Below are 14,733 nucleotides of genomic sequence, written 5' to 3'. Positions count from 1 at the left end.
GCTAGAATGAAATCGAATTCCGGACACAGTCCGCTTGCGTGTCACCCCGGCCACCGCGCCGACTTCCCCCGGGTGAGCGCATCGGGGCATTCACGACGGTGACGGGCACGGCGGGGCCGACAGGGCCGTTCGCCGCGTGTCCGCGGCAGGAGGATTTCGCACTTGTCCTACGACGCTAGCTCAATCACCGTCCTCGAAGGACTTGAGGCGGTCCGTAAGCGCCCGGGAATGTACATCGGCTCGACCGGTGAACGTGGTCTCCACCACCTCGTCTACGAGGTCGTGGACAACTCCGTCGACGAGGCCCTGGCCGGGCACGCCGACAGGATCGAGGTGACCCTCCTCGCCGACAACGGCGTCAGGGTCGTCGACAACGGCCGAGGCATTCCCGTCGGCATCGTCGAGGCGGAGGGCCGCCCCGCCGTCGAGGTCGTCCTGACCGTGCTGCACGCGGGAGGCAAGTTCGACAGCAAGTCGTACGCCGTCTCCGGCGGTCTGCACGGCGTCGGTGTCTCGGTGGTGAACGCCCTGTCCACGGCGCTGGACGTGGAGATCCGCACCGACGGTCACTACTGGCGGCAGAACTACTCCCACTCCAAGCCGACCGCTCCCCTGGCGAAGGGCGAGGCGACCGACGAGACCGGCACCTCGATCACCTTCTGGGCCGACGACACCATCTTCGAGACCACCACGTGGAACTTCGAGACGCTCTCGCGGCGCTTCCAGGAGATGGCCTTCCTGAACAAGGGCCTGACCATCTCACTGCGCGACGAGCGGCCGGACCACGCCGTCAACGACGAACCCGTCGAGATCGTCTACCACTACGAGGGCGGCCTGGCCGACTTCGTCAGGCACCTGAACTCCAAGAAGGAACCCGCGCACGTCTCGGTGGTCGACTTCGAGGAGCACGGCGAGGGCATCTCCGTCGAGATCGCCATGCAGTGGAACAACTCCTACTCCGAGTCGGTCTACACCTTCGCCAACACCATCAACACCGCGGAGGGCGGCACCCACGAGGAGGGCTTCCGCGCGGCGTTGACGTCGATCGTCAACCGCTACGCGCGTGAGCAGAAGTTCCTCAAGGAGGGCAAGGACGACAACCTCAGCGGTGAGGACATCCGCGAGGGCCTGACCGCGATCATCTCGGTGAAGCTGGCCGACCCGCAGTTCGAGGGGCAGACCAAGGCCAAGCTGGGCAACACCGAGGCCAAGTCGTTCGTGCAGAAGGCCTGCAACGACCACCTGCGCGACTGGTTCGAGCGCAACCCCGGCGAGGCCAAGGACATCATCAACAAGTCCCTGCAGGCCGCGCGCGCCCGCATCGCGGCCCGCCAGGCCCGCGACCTCACCCGGCGCAAGTCGCTGCTCGAATCAGGTTCCGGCCTGCCGGGCAAGCTGGCCGACTGCCAGTGGAGCGACCCGGAGAAGTGCGAGCTGTTCATCGTCGAGGGTGACTCGGCGGGCGGCTCGGCCAAGGGCGGCCGCGACTCCAAGTTCCAGGCCATCCTGCCCATCCGCGGCAAGATCCTGAACGTGGAGAAGGCCCGCATCGACAAGGTGCTGAAGAACGCCGAGGTCCAGGCGCTGATCACCGCCATGGGCACCGGGGTCCACGACGAGTTCGACATCACCAAACTCCGCTACCACAAGCTCATCCTGATGGCGGACGCCGACGTCGACGGCCAGCACATCAACACGCTGCTGCTGACACTGCTGTTCCGTTTCATGCGCCCGCTGATCGAGGCGGGGCACGTCTACCTCTCCCAGCCGCCGCTCTACAAGATCAAGTGGGACCGCAGGGGCGAGGACGCCTCCTACGCCTACTCCGACCGCGAGCGTGACGCGATCATCGAGGACGGCATGCAGCGGGGCAAGCGCGACCCGCGCCTGCACGACGGCATCCAGCGGTTCAAGGGTCTGGGCGAGATGAACGCCGGCCAGCTCTGGGACACGACGATGAACCCCGACACCCGGGTGCTCCTGCAGGTCACCCTCGACGACGCCGCCCAGGCCGACGAGCTGTTCAGCGTCCTCATGGGTGAGGACGTCGAGGCGCGCCGCTCCTTCATCATCAGGAACGCGCGAGACGTCCGTTTCCTCGATGTGTAGCGGTAGCCGTACAGACCTCTCTTTCGTAAAGGACCCATCCCAGTGACGGATGTGAACACTCCGCCGACGGAGCACCAGCGCATCGAACCCGTCGACATCCAGTCGGAGATGCAGCGCAGCTACATGGACTACGCGATGTCCGTCATCGTGTCCCGCGCGCTGCCCGACGTCCGTGACGGCCTCAAGCCGGTGCACCGTCGTGTGCTCTACGCCATGTACGACGGCGGCTACCGCCCCGACCGCGGCTACTTCAAGTGCTCCCGTGTCGTCGGTGACGTGATGGGTTCCTACCACCCGCACGGCGACTCCTCGATCTACGGAACGGTCGTACGGCTCGCGCAGCCGTGGGCGCTGCGCTACACCCTGGTCGACGGCCAGGGCAACTTCGGATCGCCGGGCAACGACATGCCGGCCGCCATGCGTTACACCGAGTGCAAGCTCGCGCCGATCGCCATGGAGATGATCCGTGACATCGACAAGGAGACCGTCGACTTCCAGCCCAACTACGACGGCCGCTCCCAGGAGCCCCTGGTCCTGCCGTCGCGGTTCCCGAACCTGCTGGTCAACGGCTCGGCGGGCATCGCGGTCGGCATGGCGACGAACATCCCGCCGCACAACCTGCGCGAGGTGGCCGACGGCGTCAAGTGGGCCCTGCAGAACCCCGACGCGAGCGACGACGAACTCCTTGAGGAGCTGATCGCCCGGGTCAAGGGCCCCGACTTCCCCACCGGCGCCCTGATCGTGGGCCGCAGGGGCATCGACGACACCTACCGCACCGGACGCGGCTCGATCACCATGCGGGCGATCGTCGAGGTCGAGGAGGACGCCAAGGGCCGTCAGTGCCTGGTCGTCACCGAGCTGCCCTACATCGTCAACCCGGACAACCTCGCGCTGGCCATCGCGGAGTCGGTCAAGGACGGCCGCATCAGCGGCATCGCCGACGTCCGTGACGAGAGCTCCTCGCGGGTCGGCCAGCGCCTGGTCATCGTGCTCAAGCGCGACGCGGTCGCCAAGGTCGTGCTGAACAACCTCTACAAGCACACCCAGCTGCAGACCACCTTCGGCGCCAACATGCTGGCGCTGGTTGACGGCGTGCCCAGGACCCTGCGTCTCGACCAGTTCGTCCGCCACTACGTCGACCACCAGATCGAGGTCGTGGTCCGCAGGACCCGCTACCTGCTGCGCAAGGCCGAGGAGCGGGCCCACATCCTGCGTGCGCTGCTCAAGGCGCTCGACCGGATGGACGAGGTCATCGCGCTGATCCGGCGTTCGCCCTCTGCGGCCGACGCCCAGGGCGGCCTGATGTCCCTGCTGGAGATCGACCAGGTCCAGGCGCAGGCCATCCTCGACATGCAGCTGCGCAAGCTGGCCGCCCTGGAGCGCCAGCAGATCACCGACGAGTACGACGCGTTGATGGCGCACATCATCGACTACCAGGAGATCCTGGCCTCGCCGGAGCGACAGCGGACCATCGTCTTCGACGAGCTCTCCGAGATCACCGCCAAGTACGGCGACGAGCGCAAGACGGAGATCATCGCCTACGAGGGCGACATGTCGATCGAGGACCTCCTCGCCGAGGAGGACATGGTCGTCACGATCACCCGCGGCGGCTACGCCAAGCGCACCAACACCGACCTCTACCGGGCGCAGAAGCGCGGCGGCAAGGGGGTGCGGGGCGCGCAGCTGCGCCAGGACGACATCGTCGACCACTTCTTCGTCACCACGACCCACCACTGGCTGCTGTTCTTCACGAACAAGGGGCGGGTCTACCGGGTCAAGGCCTACGAGCTGCCCGACTCGGGCAGGGACGCCCGCGGTCAGCACCTGGCCAACCTGCTGGCCATGCAGCCGGACGAGGTCGTCATGGAGGTGCTCGCCCTGCGTGACTACGAGGTCGCGCCGTACCTCGTGCTGGCAACCCGTAGCGGTCTGGTGAAGAAGACGCGCCTTTCCGAGTACGACTCGCCGCGTTCCGGTGGTCTCATCGCCATCAATCTGCGAGAAGATGACGAAGTGATCGCGGCCAGGCTTGTCTCCGAGGAGGACGACCTCCTGCTGATCTCGCGCGGAGCCCAGTCGATCCGCTTCACCGCCTCCGACGAGGCCCTGCGGCCGATGGGCCGGGCGACCAGCGGCGTGATCGGCATGCGTTTCCTCGACGGTGACGAGCTGCTGGCGATGAACCGCATCGCCGACGGCGAAGATGTGTTGGTCGCCACCGAGGGTGGGTATGCAAAGCGCACACCCGCTGACCAGTACCCCGTGCAGGGGCGAGGCGGTAAGGGTGTCCTGACCGCGAAGATCGTCAGTTCCCGTGGCAAGCTGGTCGGGGCGGTCATGGTCAGGCCGGAGGACGAGGTCTTCGCGATCACGTCCGTCGGTGGGGTGATCAGGACCAGCGCAGGAGAGATCAAGCAGTCTGGTCGCCAGACCATGGGGGTGCGTCTGATGAATCTGGTCGATGGAGACAGCGTCGTGGCTCTCGCCCGCAACGCTGACTCTTTGGAGACTGAGGAAAACGGGGAAGGTGAGTAGCCCGTGAGCGCCCAGTCAAGGCCAGGATCGCGACCCGCGTCCTCGTCAACACGTGATCAGGTGTCGGAGAAAATGGATAAAGCCGTCGAAGCAGATCCTGCCAAGGCGGGTGAGCCGTCAGCGGGTGGGGGTGGCAGGCCCGCCCCGGAGCCTGACAAGCCGGTGGCCGACGGCAAGGGCAGGCCGGGTACGGCGACCACCGGGGACGGCAAGGTGCCCGACACCACGGTGCACGTCCGTCCGACCCCTCCGCAGGGAAACTCCTCCTGGTCACCCTCGGGAGGGCCGCCCCCGCCCCCGCCTGCGGGCCTGTCGTCCCCGTCGCAGGACTCCAGGAAGCCGGCCTCCGACAACTCGCCGCGTACGCCGCGCAAGGCCCACCTGGTGTTGCGCAGGGTCGAGCCGTGGTCGGCCATGAAGTTCAGCTTCGTGGTCTCCCTGGTCTGCTTCGTGGTGCTGTTCGTCGCCGTCGCGGTGCTCTACATGGTGCTGAACAGCCTCGGCGTGTTCGACAGCATCATCCAGACGGTCAACCAGTTCACCGTCTCCGACGGCAAGCCGTCCGCGAACGGTTTCAACGTCGCCTCCTGGTTCGAGCCGGTCCGCATCCTCGGATACACCGCCCTGATCGGGGCCGTGAACGTCGTCCTGATCACGGCTCTGTCCACTCTGGGTGCGGTGATCTACAACATCGCCTCCGACCTGGTCGGCGGCATCGAGGTCACCTTCAGCGAGGCCGAGTAACCACCGCCGTCGTGTCCCCGGTGCCGCCCCAGGAGTGGGGCCGGGGACATGGCGCGAGCTGGTGTCGGGACAGGGTAAGCTTTTCCCTGTTCGACCGAACGGATTCGCCTCCCAAAGCGGGATACGATACCGTTCTTCATGTCGCAAGGGGCTATAGCTCAGTCGGTTAGAGCGCTTCCCTGATAAGGAAGAGGTCCCAGGTTCAAGTCCTGGTAGCCCCACCTTTCTGACCAGTAAAAAGGCCGCTCTCCGATCTCCGGATAGCGGCCCTTCTGTTTTCTGCGTGTCTATCTGCGCGACTACCGTTTCCGATCAGGTCTCAAAGATGCGGTCCATGGCCACCGCGCCGCCCTGGAGAACCGGGCGAATCTGCTTGCGGTAAACCAGTTCCGTGACGGCCGTGCTGCTGTGGCCCACCAGGCGAGAGATCTCCTCCAGGGGGACACCGGAGTCTGACAGCAGCGACACGAAGCTGTGCCGTAGCTCGCGAGGGGTCCACTCGTCGGGGTTCAAGCTCGTGTGCTTGAGGACTCTTCGGAATGCCCGGCGGACATTGGCGGAGTCGAGCGGAGTACCGACCGCAGACGCGAAGACAAGGCCGTTGGCGTCCCACGGCTGCCCTGCCTTCTCCTGTTCCCGCTGCTGCGTCTGCTGGTGGGCTCTCAGCACGTCCACACAGCGTTTGGGCAGGGCGAGCGTGCGCCGGGACTTCCGGGTCTTGGTGTCTCCCCCAGAGCGAACCGAGCGCCACACCGCGACATACGGCGGCGTGGCCGGTACGGCGTTCGGCTGCCCTTCCAGGTCTACGTGGTTCCAGGTGAGTGCTCGAAGCTCCTCGGTACGCGCTCCGGTGAGCAGGGAAACCACGATGTAGGCGTGCAACTGCTTGCCCTCGGCAGCCTTGAGCACCTCATCGGCCGCTACCAGGGTGAGCGCTTTCGAGGGCCGCCCTTCCCGTCCCTGAGGAACCTTGCACAGCTCCACGACGTTTCGCCGCACCTTGTCGCGGGCCATGGCGTGCTTGACGGCCCGGTTCAGGCACGAGTGAAGACGCTGAAGCGTGCTCGTGCTGTGAGTCTTCGCCTTCTCGGCGAGCCAGCGGTCCACGTCCTCGGCGCTGAGGTCGCGGAGCTTCCGCGCGCCCAGGGCCGGGATGACGTGAGTCCTGGACAGGATCGTGCAGGTGTCCACCGTGCCCTTGTCGCGACCGTTGAGCCCGTAGGCGAGCCAGTCGTTCACGGCATGCGCGACGGTGTAATCCGCCGGGGCGATGGCCAGGCCGTCCTCGTAGTCGCGGAGTACTTCCTTGAGCTTGGCTTTCGCCTCGGTCTTGGTCTTGCCGCTTCCCCGCTTGGTGATGCGCTTGCCGTCGGGGCCGTGGCCGAGACTGGCCGTGGCGATCCAGCGCTGACGCCGTTCGTCCCAGTGCAGGCCGCCGTCCCCGCGGCTGCGTCGTTTGGTCATCGTGGTCCCCAGTAGCGGTAGCGGGTGATGGTGTGGCCGTCGATCGTGATGGTCGTCGGGGTGCAGCGTCCGGCCTTGACGAGTGCGCTCAGGGCTTCATCCACGAGGCTTTCGGCCAGGTGGTCGCCGAACAGGTCGCACAACTCGACGCGGCTGACGCCCCGGTCCCCGGCCAGCCGTACGGCGTGCCGGATCACCTCCTGGACCGCTGCGGGGTCGGTGAAGGAGAACGGGACGGAGGGGAGCTGGTTCAGCCACCGGTGGTAGGCCAGGCGGCTGATGCGGATCTGGCCGTCGGGGAAGATGACCCCGGATGGGGCCTGGCCGGTGGTCTCCCATTCCTGCCAGTCGCTCAACGGGATGTCGAGGTCGGTCAGGATGTCGGGGATGGTCAGCCAGTCGAACGGGTCGCGGCCGTTGTCGGTGGTGGTCATCAGGCGGCCTGTGCCTCTCGTTCGAGCAGGGCGATGTAGTCGCGGATGGCGGACGGCGGGATGCGTCGGGCGCGGCCCTCGCGGACCGATCTCAGGCGTCCGGTGCGCAGCTGTTCGTAGATGACGGTGCGGCTGAGTTTGAGCAGTCGCATGGCGTCGGTGATGCGGTACAGCTCCAGGTCGTTCGGAGTGGTGTCCGTCGTGGAGACGGTCATGATGGGTGTGCCTCCTGGTGAGGTGCGGCCCCGGGCGCTGCTTTGGTCGGTAAGGCCGGGGCCGCTTGGCGGAACGGGCCGTAGGTCAGGCGGTTCGTCGTCGGGTCAGGGCGGCGGCCAGGCGACGGCTCTGGCGGTCGGTGGGGCGGGGGTTGGCGAAGTCCTCGCGGCGTCCGTCCCACCGGCGCCGTTCCAGCTCGTCGATCGGTGAGGTGCGGGCGAGGTGGCGGACGTGGGCGGCCAGGCGTGCCCAGTGGCCGGCCATTTCGTGGTGGGCGTGGCCGTAGCCGATCTGCCAGCCGGTTCGGTGGCCGTCGCGGTATCCCTGGGCATAGGCGTCCTGTTCGCGGCGGTGCTGGCTGTCGAGGTCGCCGACGAGGGCGGCCAGCCGGGCACCGAGCACACCAAGAGAGGCGGCGGGCGAGGGATGGGTCATGGTGTCACCGCCTCCGCTGAACAGGAAAGGGGGCGAGCTGGCCCAGGCCGGTGCGGCGGGCGCAGCGCTGGCACAGGCCGTAGGCGAGCAGGATCGGCCCGGTTTGGGCCATGCCGGGGTAGATGGGTGAGCAGGGGCGGCGGCATCGGTCGCAAGTGCTGTCCTCGGCGTCGCCGGGGTGCAGGGCGCTGATGCAGGCGGTGCAGGTGAGGTGTCCGGGTGCCCAGGCGGCGGTGTGGATGACCCGGGGTGAGGCGCTGATGTGCGGGCACAGGCGGGCGGTGCCGGAGGTGAGGGCGGTGATCAGGGTGATGATCTGGGCGTGCAGCCATGGGTGGTGGTTGATGGTGCGGACTTTCACGCCGGTGTGCTGGGCGATGCGGTCCTGGTGGCGGGCGGCGTCGGTGGTGGCGGCGTTGAGCTGGTCGGCCAGAGCCGTGTAAGCGGCGGTCGTCATGAGCGGGATCTCCTGAAGGTCGAAGAGCGCGAAGAGCGCGAAGGGAGCGGGTTTGTGGGGCCTACGCCCTTCGCTCTCTTGGCGGGGGCGGCACGGCACGGCGTGGTACGGGCATCGGGCGGGCGGGGTGAAGGGAGCGAAGGGCGTGAGCCTCAAAACGGCGCTCCCTTCGCGCCCTTCGCCCCCTTGGCAGGGCCAGGAGTGTGCAACGCCCAGACCCACCCGCCGCCGAAGTCGGACTTGCGGGAGGCGACGCGGGCTTTGGTCTTGGCGCGTTTGAGCTGGTCCTTGGAGAACCCGGCGGCGCTGCCCTCCTTGAACACCTCAGTCGCGGTGCTCTCCTGGTTGGGCTGGTCGGACAGGTAGGCGCTCAGCCAGGCGGCGGCCTCATCCCGTTCGGCCCGGTCGCCGGGGTCGCTGGCGTTCTCCGCGAGGATGTCGTCCACGCTGCGGTCGGACTCGCCGGTGAAGTCCAGCACCCCCACCATTGCCGGGGCGTTCTCGTCGTCGGTGGGGACCTCAGCGGTACGCACGACGTAGCGCAGTGAGGGCACGTCCAGTCGTCCGAGGTTGTTCTTGGCCTGGGACAGGACGCAGGAGCCGTCGTCGGCCTGGGGGTCGCGGGCGATGGCCAGCACCGCCCGCGCCACGGCGGAGAACGCCCGCGACCCGGTGATCAGATTCAGGGCATCCGAGCTGGCGGACTTGTTGAAGTGGGCCAGGCCGACCACGGCGCATCCGGTCTGGTCGGCCAATCTGACGAGGGGTTCCAGGGCGGTGCGCAGGTCGCGGTCCTGGTGGGTGTTGATGGTCGAGCTGATCAGCGACAGCAGCGGGTCGGCGGCCAGAAGCACCACCCCCATCTCCGCGATGACCTGCGCGAGTTCGTCGCAGTCGCGGGGCAGGGTGAGCTGATCCAGCCCGCCGGGCCGTTCCACCTCGACCTGGAAGACACGCTCCATGTCGGCCCCGGCGGCCAGCAACCTCGGCGCGATGGTCTGCGCCCAGGAGTCCTCGGTCGCGGCGTAGATGACCGGCCGTGGTGTGCCGTAATGGATGCCGGGCAACTCGCCCCGGGTCAGACGGGCGGTCAGCCAGATCAGGGTCAGCGACTTGCCGATCCCCTCCCGTCCCGGGATGACGGTCAGCGCCCCGGCGGGCACCCGCTCATCCCACAGCCAGTGCACCGCACGGATACGGACCGAGGAGGCGGGGGTGAGGCGGATGCGCCGCCCCGGCACCGGTCCGGCGGGGCCGAAGCCGCCGGGGTCGAGGTCGGGGCCGGTCGGGAAGGGGACGTCAGACGTCTCCGGCGGGTGCGGGGTCAGGGTGGTGAAGGTGTGGCCTGCCGTGAGCGTGGGCGGGTGCCCGTTGGCGGACCCGTTCAGATGGGACACAAGCACGGTCCTCCTGTGCGGTCGGACCACCCCCGGTAGGGCGGGCGGTCCGTACGGACGAACAAAGGGAGGTCGAACACGGGGCCGGTACCGACCGGCTGAGGTCGAGCCGGGGTGTACCGGGGCCGTACTGGCCGGGGTACAGGGCAAACAGGCGGCCCCGGCGGGTGTTGGCGAATCGGACAGTAAGGGCCAGTAGGGGCGAGTAAGGGGGGCTACTGGCCCTACGTACTGGGCGAACGGTGGCGTGCATTGGGCCTGCCCGTGCTCACTGCGCCGCTCCCGTCTGGCCGGTCCGGTAGGCGGCGCGGGTGGCGTGGCGGTGCGCGGCCCGCCGGTACAGCGCGCCCGGCTCCCTGCGCACCGGCGCCGTCTGCCCCGGTGCGGTCTGGTCGGCTGGGGGATTTGGGCCGTTGCGCAGGGCGTCGAGGGTGCGGGAAAGCTGGGTGGTCTCGCTGACCAGCCATTCCAGGCGGCGGCGCATCACCTCAAGGTCCCGCTCGACCGCCACCGAGACGGCCCGCTGCCCGGCGGGGGCGTCGGCCAGTGTGCCCGGGGCGTTGATCCCGGCGTCCTTGCCGGTCAGGCTCCTGCCCAATGCCTGGCTGAGGGTGATGACGATGAGATCGGCCGTCTCGGCGCGCGGGGCCACGCCGTGCATCCACCGGCTGACGGAGGTGTGGTCACAGGCGATCGGCCAGCCGATCCGCTCGGAGGTCTGCCGCAACGCGCGGGCGAAGGACTTGCGGGAGAATCCGGCCTCCCGCAGCAGGGCGGCCAGTCGCAGGTTCACGTCTTGCGGGCGAGACGCGGGAGAGGCGGTCATCAGGCCACCGCCGTATCGGTCAGCGCGGAGGCGGCCGTGGCGCTCCGGAGGAGCGTGTATGCCAGGTGGCGCGCGGTGTCCTCGCGGTGGGGGTCGGGCCATAGTCCGGCCTGGTCGGCGCTGTGGTCGCCGGGGGTGGTGTTCTGCTTGTAGTCCTGGAAGGCGTACCACTTCACCGACGCCCGTCCGCCCTTGCGGGCGGTTCCCTGCTCGACCCACGCGGCCAGCCGCTCCATGGGGATGGCGTGTGCGCCGGTCGGCATGCCGGAGGCGTAGAGGGCGACGGCCAGTTCGGTGTAGGTCATCTCAACGCGCGGGGTCATCGGGCCACCGCCGTACCGGTCAGCGCGGGCTGGCCCTGGGTGCGCGGGGCCGGGGCGACCATGCGGCGGCACCAGTTGTAGAAACCGGCGCTCTGGGGGTAGCCCTGCTCCTGGTCGAGGGTGACAAGCGTGGCCTCGCGGATCGTCTGGAGAACCACGTCGGTGAGGATCTGCCCGGCGATGCTCGGGGCGTCCGCCGGGGCGACGTGGGGGTCATTCTCCCGCATGCCGACGCTGAAGGCGGCCAGTACGGATGCGGCCTCCTCCTGCGTCAGCTCCAACCGCAGGGTCACCGGCACCCGGGGAGCGTCGGCGGGGTAGGCGCCGTGCACGGGTGTGGAGGCGAAGTCGCTCGGGGTAGCGTGGACGTACATCGAGAGGTCTCCCAACTGATCGATGGTCCGGACCTCGGTGGGTGGCAGCCCGCCGGGGTCCTCACGTGCAAGGACAGAGATCACCCTTTGCCAGAAGGCGCTTTAGGGGGCGCGCTCGGGCTTGTTAAGGGGGCTTGCACAAACGAAGGTAAGGCGGCTGCTCGCCACCGTCAAGGGGAATCGCTAGAGTCGTGCTAGCCCTCTTAACAACCCTGGGTGGTGTGCTCGATGCTTGAGGACCTGAAGCGACTCCTTGAGGTAGAAGACCCGATAGATCGTGGCCAGCGCGCTACGGCGCTGCTGACGGAGTGCCAGTCGGCGATAACCGAGCTGGCTCGCATCCGCCGAGAGGTGATCGACGAGCTACGCCAGCGCGGCATGACCCAGGCCGACGTGGCGAAGGCCCTGGGACTGACGCGCGCCAGAGTGAGCCAGCTCGCGAAGGCGGGGCCACCACCGGAGCGCGCATTCCTCGGCATCGGGCCGCTCACCGTCGTCGTGGCGCTCAAGAAGGAATCCGAGTTCGGCAGGCCAGCCGTGGCGCAGGAGACCGTGGAGGCCGCCAACAGCCTCCAGACGTTCGCCCGGGGCATGGACCTGGAATCGACCCTGGAGTACGTCCCCCCGCCCGGCATCTTCGATCTCAACCGGGACAACCTCGTCGTGATGCTGGGGCCGCGCCTGTCACCCCTGGTCGCGCAGCTGCTGGAAGCCGACTCGTCACTCAAGTTCCGCAAGGACGACCAGGGATGGCACCTGGTCGACCAGCGCGCGGGCGAGGTGTACCGCTCACCGATGGACACGGGAGGAAACTCCTGCATCGGCTACCTCGCGCGAGTCCCACGGCCCGACCAGCACGGGACGTTCCTGTACGCCTGCGGCATCCACGCGATGGGCCTGCAAGGCGTGATCCACTACGTCGAGAACAACCTTCCGAAGCTCTACGAGGAAGTGCGCACGCGCCGCTTCTCCGCGGTCGTCGGGTGTGACTTCGATCCCGAAGGGCACCAGGTCACCGCCAGCAGGCTCCTGACCCCGCTCTACCGTCACGATGAGGCTTGATGCGCATCACGTTCGCCACGGCTCCCGGCAGTGAGAGCCGCCCCAACGAGGACTTCGTGCTCGCCTCGACCCGGGCCGCGCTCGTGCTCGACGGCGCCGGCGGCCCGTCCGAGCTCGGCTCAGGCTGCGTCCACGGCACGCCGTGGTACGTGGAGAACCTGGGGACGCGCGTGATGGGCCTCCTCATCACACACCCCGGGATCTCTCTCGCCGACGCGCTCTCGCAGGGCATCTCCCAGGTCACCGCGCTTCACACCGACACCTGCGACCTGCAGAATCCGGGAAGCCCCTCCTCGACGGTCGTCGTCCTCCGAGAGCATGAGCAGCGCCTTGACTACCTCGTGCTCTCGGACACCGTGCTCGTGCTCGACGGCCCGGACGGCATCCGCCAGCTGGCCGACCGGCGCGTGGACGAGATCGGGCCGGAGATCCGCGACCGGATGAACCGGTTCCGCCCCGGCACACCGGAGCACCAGGCCGAACGGCTCAAGCTCGTCACCGAGCAACGCAGGCTGCGCAACCGCCTCGGCGGTCACTGGGTCGCGGCCACGGCGCCGGAAGCGGCCTACCAGGCGCTTACCGGTTCGCTGCCCATCGGCGACGTAGGACAGGCGGCCCTGCTCAGCGACGGCGCCGCCCGCTACGTGGACTTCGAGCTGGGCGGATGGCCGGACCTCATGACGGTACTCACCAAGCAAGGCCCCGAAGGGCTCATCGCACTGGTACGGCAGGCAGAAGACGCCGACGCAGACGGAACGCAGCTTCCCCGGACGAAGCGCTACGACGACGCCACAGCACTCCTCGCGGTCACTGGGCAGGCGCGCCCCATCCGACGGTGAACGCTATCTGTGATGCGTCATGCACGGCCTTCTGAGTTGAGCCCTCCCTCAAGCCGTGCAGTTGCAGCCCCGGCCACTCACGGCTTAAGGCGCTTAAGCATTGGTGTTGGCCGCTCCGCTCTCCGAGGGCTATCCGCGCGGCCAACCATGTCCGGAACGTTCACGGTCATGCTTTAGGGCCAGGCGTACGGCGAAATAGATGACCAGGAACTGTATGAAAGCGCCAAACAGCATAAAGACCAAGCCAACGCCCGAGACGCCGAAATTCATAATCTCTCCCTCATCGCCGTACGAATAGCCTGCCTGCCCTGACTCACGCTGTCTACCGTCATTCCTATGGCAGGCGTGGTCTTCCCAGCGCCGAAGTCCAGTACCATCCTCACGATCACCTGATACAGGCTGATCCCCATACGGAGTTGGGGTGATCGGGTGGGACGTTCAGGTATTCGCCAAAGCGTTCATGCTGCTGCTGCCCGTGTTCAGGTCACGGCGTTCACGGCGTTCGCGGGTCAGCGCCTCAGCCCGCTCACGGGCCTGCCGCTCCGGCTGTTCGTGCGCCTGGTGTTCACGTTCGGCGCGCTCGTGCTGTTTGCGTTCACGGCGCTCATGTTCAGCCCGTTCCTGCTGCTCACGGGCCGTCCTCGCCCCATGGTCCCGCCGCTGTTCCAGCTTCGTGGCGTGTTCACGCACCTGGCGTTCGCGGCGCTGGTGAACACGCTGCCTCTCGGCTCGGCGTACCGTTCACGCCCGATCCGATCGGGAGCCTTGGCGTCGGCCTGGCGGTAGGCGAGACCGGCCCCAGCGGTCACGATCAGCAGCAGCCGGGCGACCGCGTGAACAGCGACCCCGGCAGATCCTGCCTGCTTCTCCGCGGAGTCGTCGAGGTTCAGCGCCGCTATGAGGGCGGGCCGGTGGCGCCTGGCGGGGTGGTGTTCGGGGGGTGTGTGGGCCACACGTGTGGCCCACACACCCCGCACACCCCCACACGTGTGGCCCACACACCCGCCTGATCAGGGAAAACAGCAGGGTGTGTGGGGGTGTGCGGGGGCGTCGAACCCCCCGGATTCCCCGCCCGGGAAGCCCGTGGCCCCCTCTTCGACGCCCCTGTGTGGCCCACACACCCCCAGCCCGACCGGCCCCGGGAAGAAGGCGTCTCCCGGTTCGTCCCGCGACGTCGGCGGCCTGACACTCTCTCTCCAGGTGCCGGCTGTTCGGCAGCTGCGCCCGGTGAGACCTCCGCGTCAGGGGCGTGAGAAGGGTGTTGGACTCCCACGTTGGGCCCCAACACCCCAACGCCCTCCCACGTGGGACTCCCACACCCCTGCTGAACAGCCCGAACGCGGGGGTGTGGGAGGGGTGTTAGACCCCCCGGGAGCCCCCTCTTTTCGCGGCCCTCGGGACCGGCACGGCCTTTGCTCGGCTGCCTGTTGGACTCCCACACCCCGCCTGACGGCCCTCGTCGGCCAGGCCGGGGGTGTGACCCCCGTGACCCCCCGGGCGGAACAGGGGGTGAAAGGC

General features: G+C 68.1%; 15 protein-coding genes and 1 tRNA gene. 6 read left to right on the top strand and 10 right to left on the bottom strand.

Going from position 1 to position 14,733, the window contains the following annotated elements:
* The first annotated feature begins 162 nt into the window (after nt 1-162).
* The 4 genes from gyrB (at nt 163) to ABZ463_RS32490 (ending at nt 5,609) form a co-directional block, all read left to right on the top strand.
* Nucleotides 163-2,109, top strand: coding sequence for a DNA topoisomerase (ATP-hydrolyzing) subunit B (gene gyrB / locus ABZ463_RS32505; RefSeq protein ID WP_362781934.1), 1,947 nt, complete (start codon nt 163-165; stop codon nt 2,107-2,109).
* 42 nt (nt 2,110-2,151) lie between these two features.
* Entirely contained in the window at nt 2,152-4,644 is a 2,493-nt protein-coding gene (gyrA, locus tag ABZ463_RS32500; RefSeq protein WP_362781931.1) for a DNA gyrase subunit A, read from the top strand.
* 72 nt (nt 4,645-4,716) lie between these two features.
* Nucleotides 4,717-5,388: a DUF3566 domain-containing protein gene (locus tag ABZ463_RS32495; RefSeq protein WP_362781927.1), complete on the top strand. Its 672-nt coding sequence runs from the start codon at nt 4,717-4,719 to the stop codon at nt 5,386-5,388.
* A 147-nt stretch (nt 5,389-5,535) separates the two neighbouring features.
* A tRNA-Ile gene (locus tag ABZ463_RS32490) sits at nt 5,536-5,609 on the top strand.
* 91 nt (nt 5,610-5,700) lie between these two features.
* On the opposite strand, the gene ABZ463_RS32485 is transcribed toward ABZ463_RS32490, so the two are convergent.
* From ABZ463_RS32485 to ABZ463_RS32445, 9 genes are all read right to left on the bottom strand, one after another.
* On the bottom strand, nt 5,701-6,852 hold the full coding sequence (locus ABZ463_RS32485) for a tyrosine-type recombinase/integrase (RefSeq protein WP_362781924.1): 1,152 nt from the start codon (nt 6,850-6,852) through the stop codon (nt 5,701-5,703).
* On the bottom strand, nt 6,849-7,286 hold the full coding sequence (locus ABZ463_RS32480) for a hypothetical protein (protein ID WP_362781921.1): 438 nt from the start codon (nt 7,284-7,286) through the stop codon (nt 6,849-6,851). The genes ABZ463_RS32485 and ABZ463_RS32480 overlap by 4 nt, the downstream gene beginning before the upstream one ends.
* A complete protein-coding gene (locus ABZ463_RS32475; protein WP_362779483.1) occupies nt 7,286-7,501 on the bottom strand; it encodes a helix-turn-helix domain-containing protein in 216 nt (71 codons plus the stop codon). Before ABZ463_RS32475 ends, ABZ463_RS32480 begins: the two co-directional genes overlap by 1 nt.
* Before the next feature lie 85 nt (nt 7,502-7,586).
* A complete protein-coding gene (locus ABZ463_RS32470) occupies nt 7,587-7,937 on the bottom strand; it encodes a hypothetical protein (protein ID WP_362781918.1) in 351 nt (116 codons plus the stop codon).
* A 4-nt stretch (nt 7,938-7,941) separates the two neighbouring features.
* The gene (locus ABZ463_RS32465) at nt 7,942-8,394 is read right to left on the bottom strand and encodes a hypothetical protein (RefSeq protein ID WP_362781915.1); all 453 of its coding nucleotides are present in this window, start codon (nt 8,392-8,394) and stop codon (nt 7,942-7,944) included.
* A 152-nt stretch (nt 8,395-8,546) separates the two neighbouring features.
* The gene (locus tag ABZ463_RS32460) at nt 8,547-9,791 is read right to left on the bottom strand and encodes an AAA family ATPase (RefSeq protein WP_362781912.1); all 1,245 of its coding nucleotides are present in this window, start codon (nt 9,789-9,791) and stop codon (nt 8,547-8,549) included.
* Between the two features lie 268 nt (nt 9,792-10,059).
* Nucleotides 10,060-10,584 (bottom strand): hypothetical protein, encoded by a 525-nt coding sequence (locus ABZ463_RS32455; RefSeq protein ID WP_362781909.1) that lies wholly within the window; start codon nt 10,582-10,584, stop codon nt 10,060-10,062.
* A gap of 32 nt (nt 10,585-10,616) precedes the next feature.
* Nucleotides 10,617-10,940: a hypothetical protein gene (locus ABZ463_RS32450; protein WP_362781906.1), complete on the bottom strand. Its 324-nt coding sequence runs from the start codon at nt 10,938-10,940 to the stop codon at nt 10,617-10,619.
* A complete protein-coding gene (locus tag ABZ463_RS32445; protein WP_362781903.1) occupies nt 10,937-11,314 on the bottom strand; it encodes a hypothetical protein in 378 nt (125 codons plus the stop codon). The genes ABZ463_RS32450 and ABZ463_RS32445 overlap by 4 nt, the downstream gene beginning before the upstream one ends.
* A gap of 228 nt (nt 11,315-11,542) precedes the next feature.
* Here ABZ463_RS32445 and ABZ463_RS32440 point away from each other — a divergent pair, with 228 nt between their 5' ends.
* Nucleotides 11,543-12,376, top strand: a complete 834-nt coding sequence (locus ABZ463_RS32440; protein WP_362781900.1) for a sigma factor-like helix-turn-helix DNA-binding protein — start codon at nt 11,543-11,545, stop codon at nt 12,374-12,376.
* Nucleotides 12,376-13,215 carry an integrase gene (locus ABZ463_RS32435; RefSeq protein WP_362781897.1) on the top strand — a complete coding sequence of 280 codons (840 nt, stop codon included), beginning with the start codon at nt 12,376-12,378 and terminating at the stop codon, nt 13,213-13,215. The genes ABZ463_RS32440 and ABZ463_RS32435 overlap by 1 nt, the downstream gene beginning before the upstream one ends.
* A 509-nt stretch (nt 13,216-13,724) precedes the next feature.
* Here ABZ463_RS32435 and ABZ463_RS32430 read toward each other — a convergent pair.
* Nucleotides 13,725-14,168 (bottom strand): hypothetical protein, encoded by a 444-nt coding sequence (locus tag ABZ463_RS32430; protein WP_362781894.1) that lies wholly within the window; start codon nt 14,166-14,168, stop codon nt 13,725-13,727.
* Nucleotides 14,169-14,733 lie beyond the last annotated feature (565 nt).

Source organism: Streptosporangium sp. NPDC020145 (genome assembly GCF_040631275.1).
In the GTDB taxonomy this organism is placed as follows: domain Bacteria; phylum Actinomycetota; class Actinomycetes; order Streptosporangiales; family Streptosporangiaceae; genus Streptosporangium.
This window is presented reverse-complemented; position numbering and strand designations above follow the sequence as displayed.

What these genes read in the sequence shown, in the direction of transcription:
- ABZ463_RS32475 (WP_362779483.1), bottom strand. Translation starts at nt 7,501, where the DNA reads ATGACCGTCTCCACGACGGACACCACTCCGAACGACCTGGAGCTGTAC.
- ABZ463_RS32435 (WP_362781897.1), top strand. Translation starts at nt 12,376, where the DNA reads ATGCGCATCACGTTCGCCACGGCTCCCGGCAGTGAGAGCCGCCCCAAC.
- ABZ463_RS32495 (WP_362781927.1), top strand. Translation starts at nt 4,717, where the DNA reads ATGGATAAAGCCGTCGAAGCAGATCCTGCCAAGGCGGGTGAGCCGTCA.
- ABZ463_RS32470 (WP_362781918.1), bottom strand. Translation starts at nt 7,937, where the DNA reads ATGACCCATCCCTCGCCCGCCGCCTCTCTTGGTGTGCTCGGTGCCCGG.
- ABZ463_RS32485 (WP_362781924.1), bottom strand. Translation starts at nt 6,852, where the DNA reads ATGACCAAACGACGCAGCCGCGGGGACGGCGGCCTGCACTGGGACGAA.
- ABZ463_RS32480 (WP_362781921.1), bottom strand. Translation starts at nt 7,286, where the DNA reads ATGACCACCACCGACAACGGCCGCGACCCGTTCGACTGGCTGACCATC.
- ABZ463_RS32450 (WP_362781906.1), bottom strand. Translation starts at nt 10,940, where the DNA reads ATGACCCCGCGCGTTGAGATGACCTACACCGAACTGGCCGTCGCCCTC.
- ABZ463_RS32465 (WP_362781915.1), bottom strand. Translation starts at nt 8,394, where the DNA reads ATGACGACCGCCGCTTACACGGCTCTGGCCGACCAGCTCAACGCCGCC.
- ABZ463_RS32445 (WP_362781903.1), bottom strand. Translation starts at nt 11,314, where the DNA reads ATGTACGTCCACGCTACCCCGAGCGACTTCGCCTCCACACCCGTGCAC.
- ABZ463_RS32440 (WP_362781900.1), top strand. Translation starts at nt 11,543, where the DNA reads ATGCTTGAGGACCTGAAGCGACTCCTTGAGGTAGAAGACCCGATAGAT.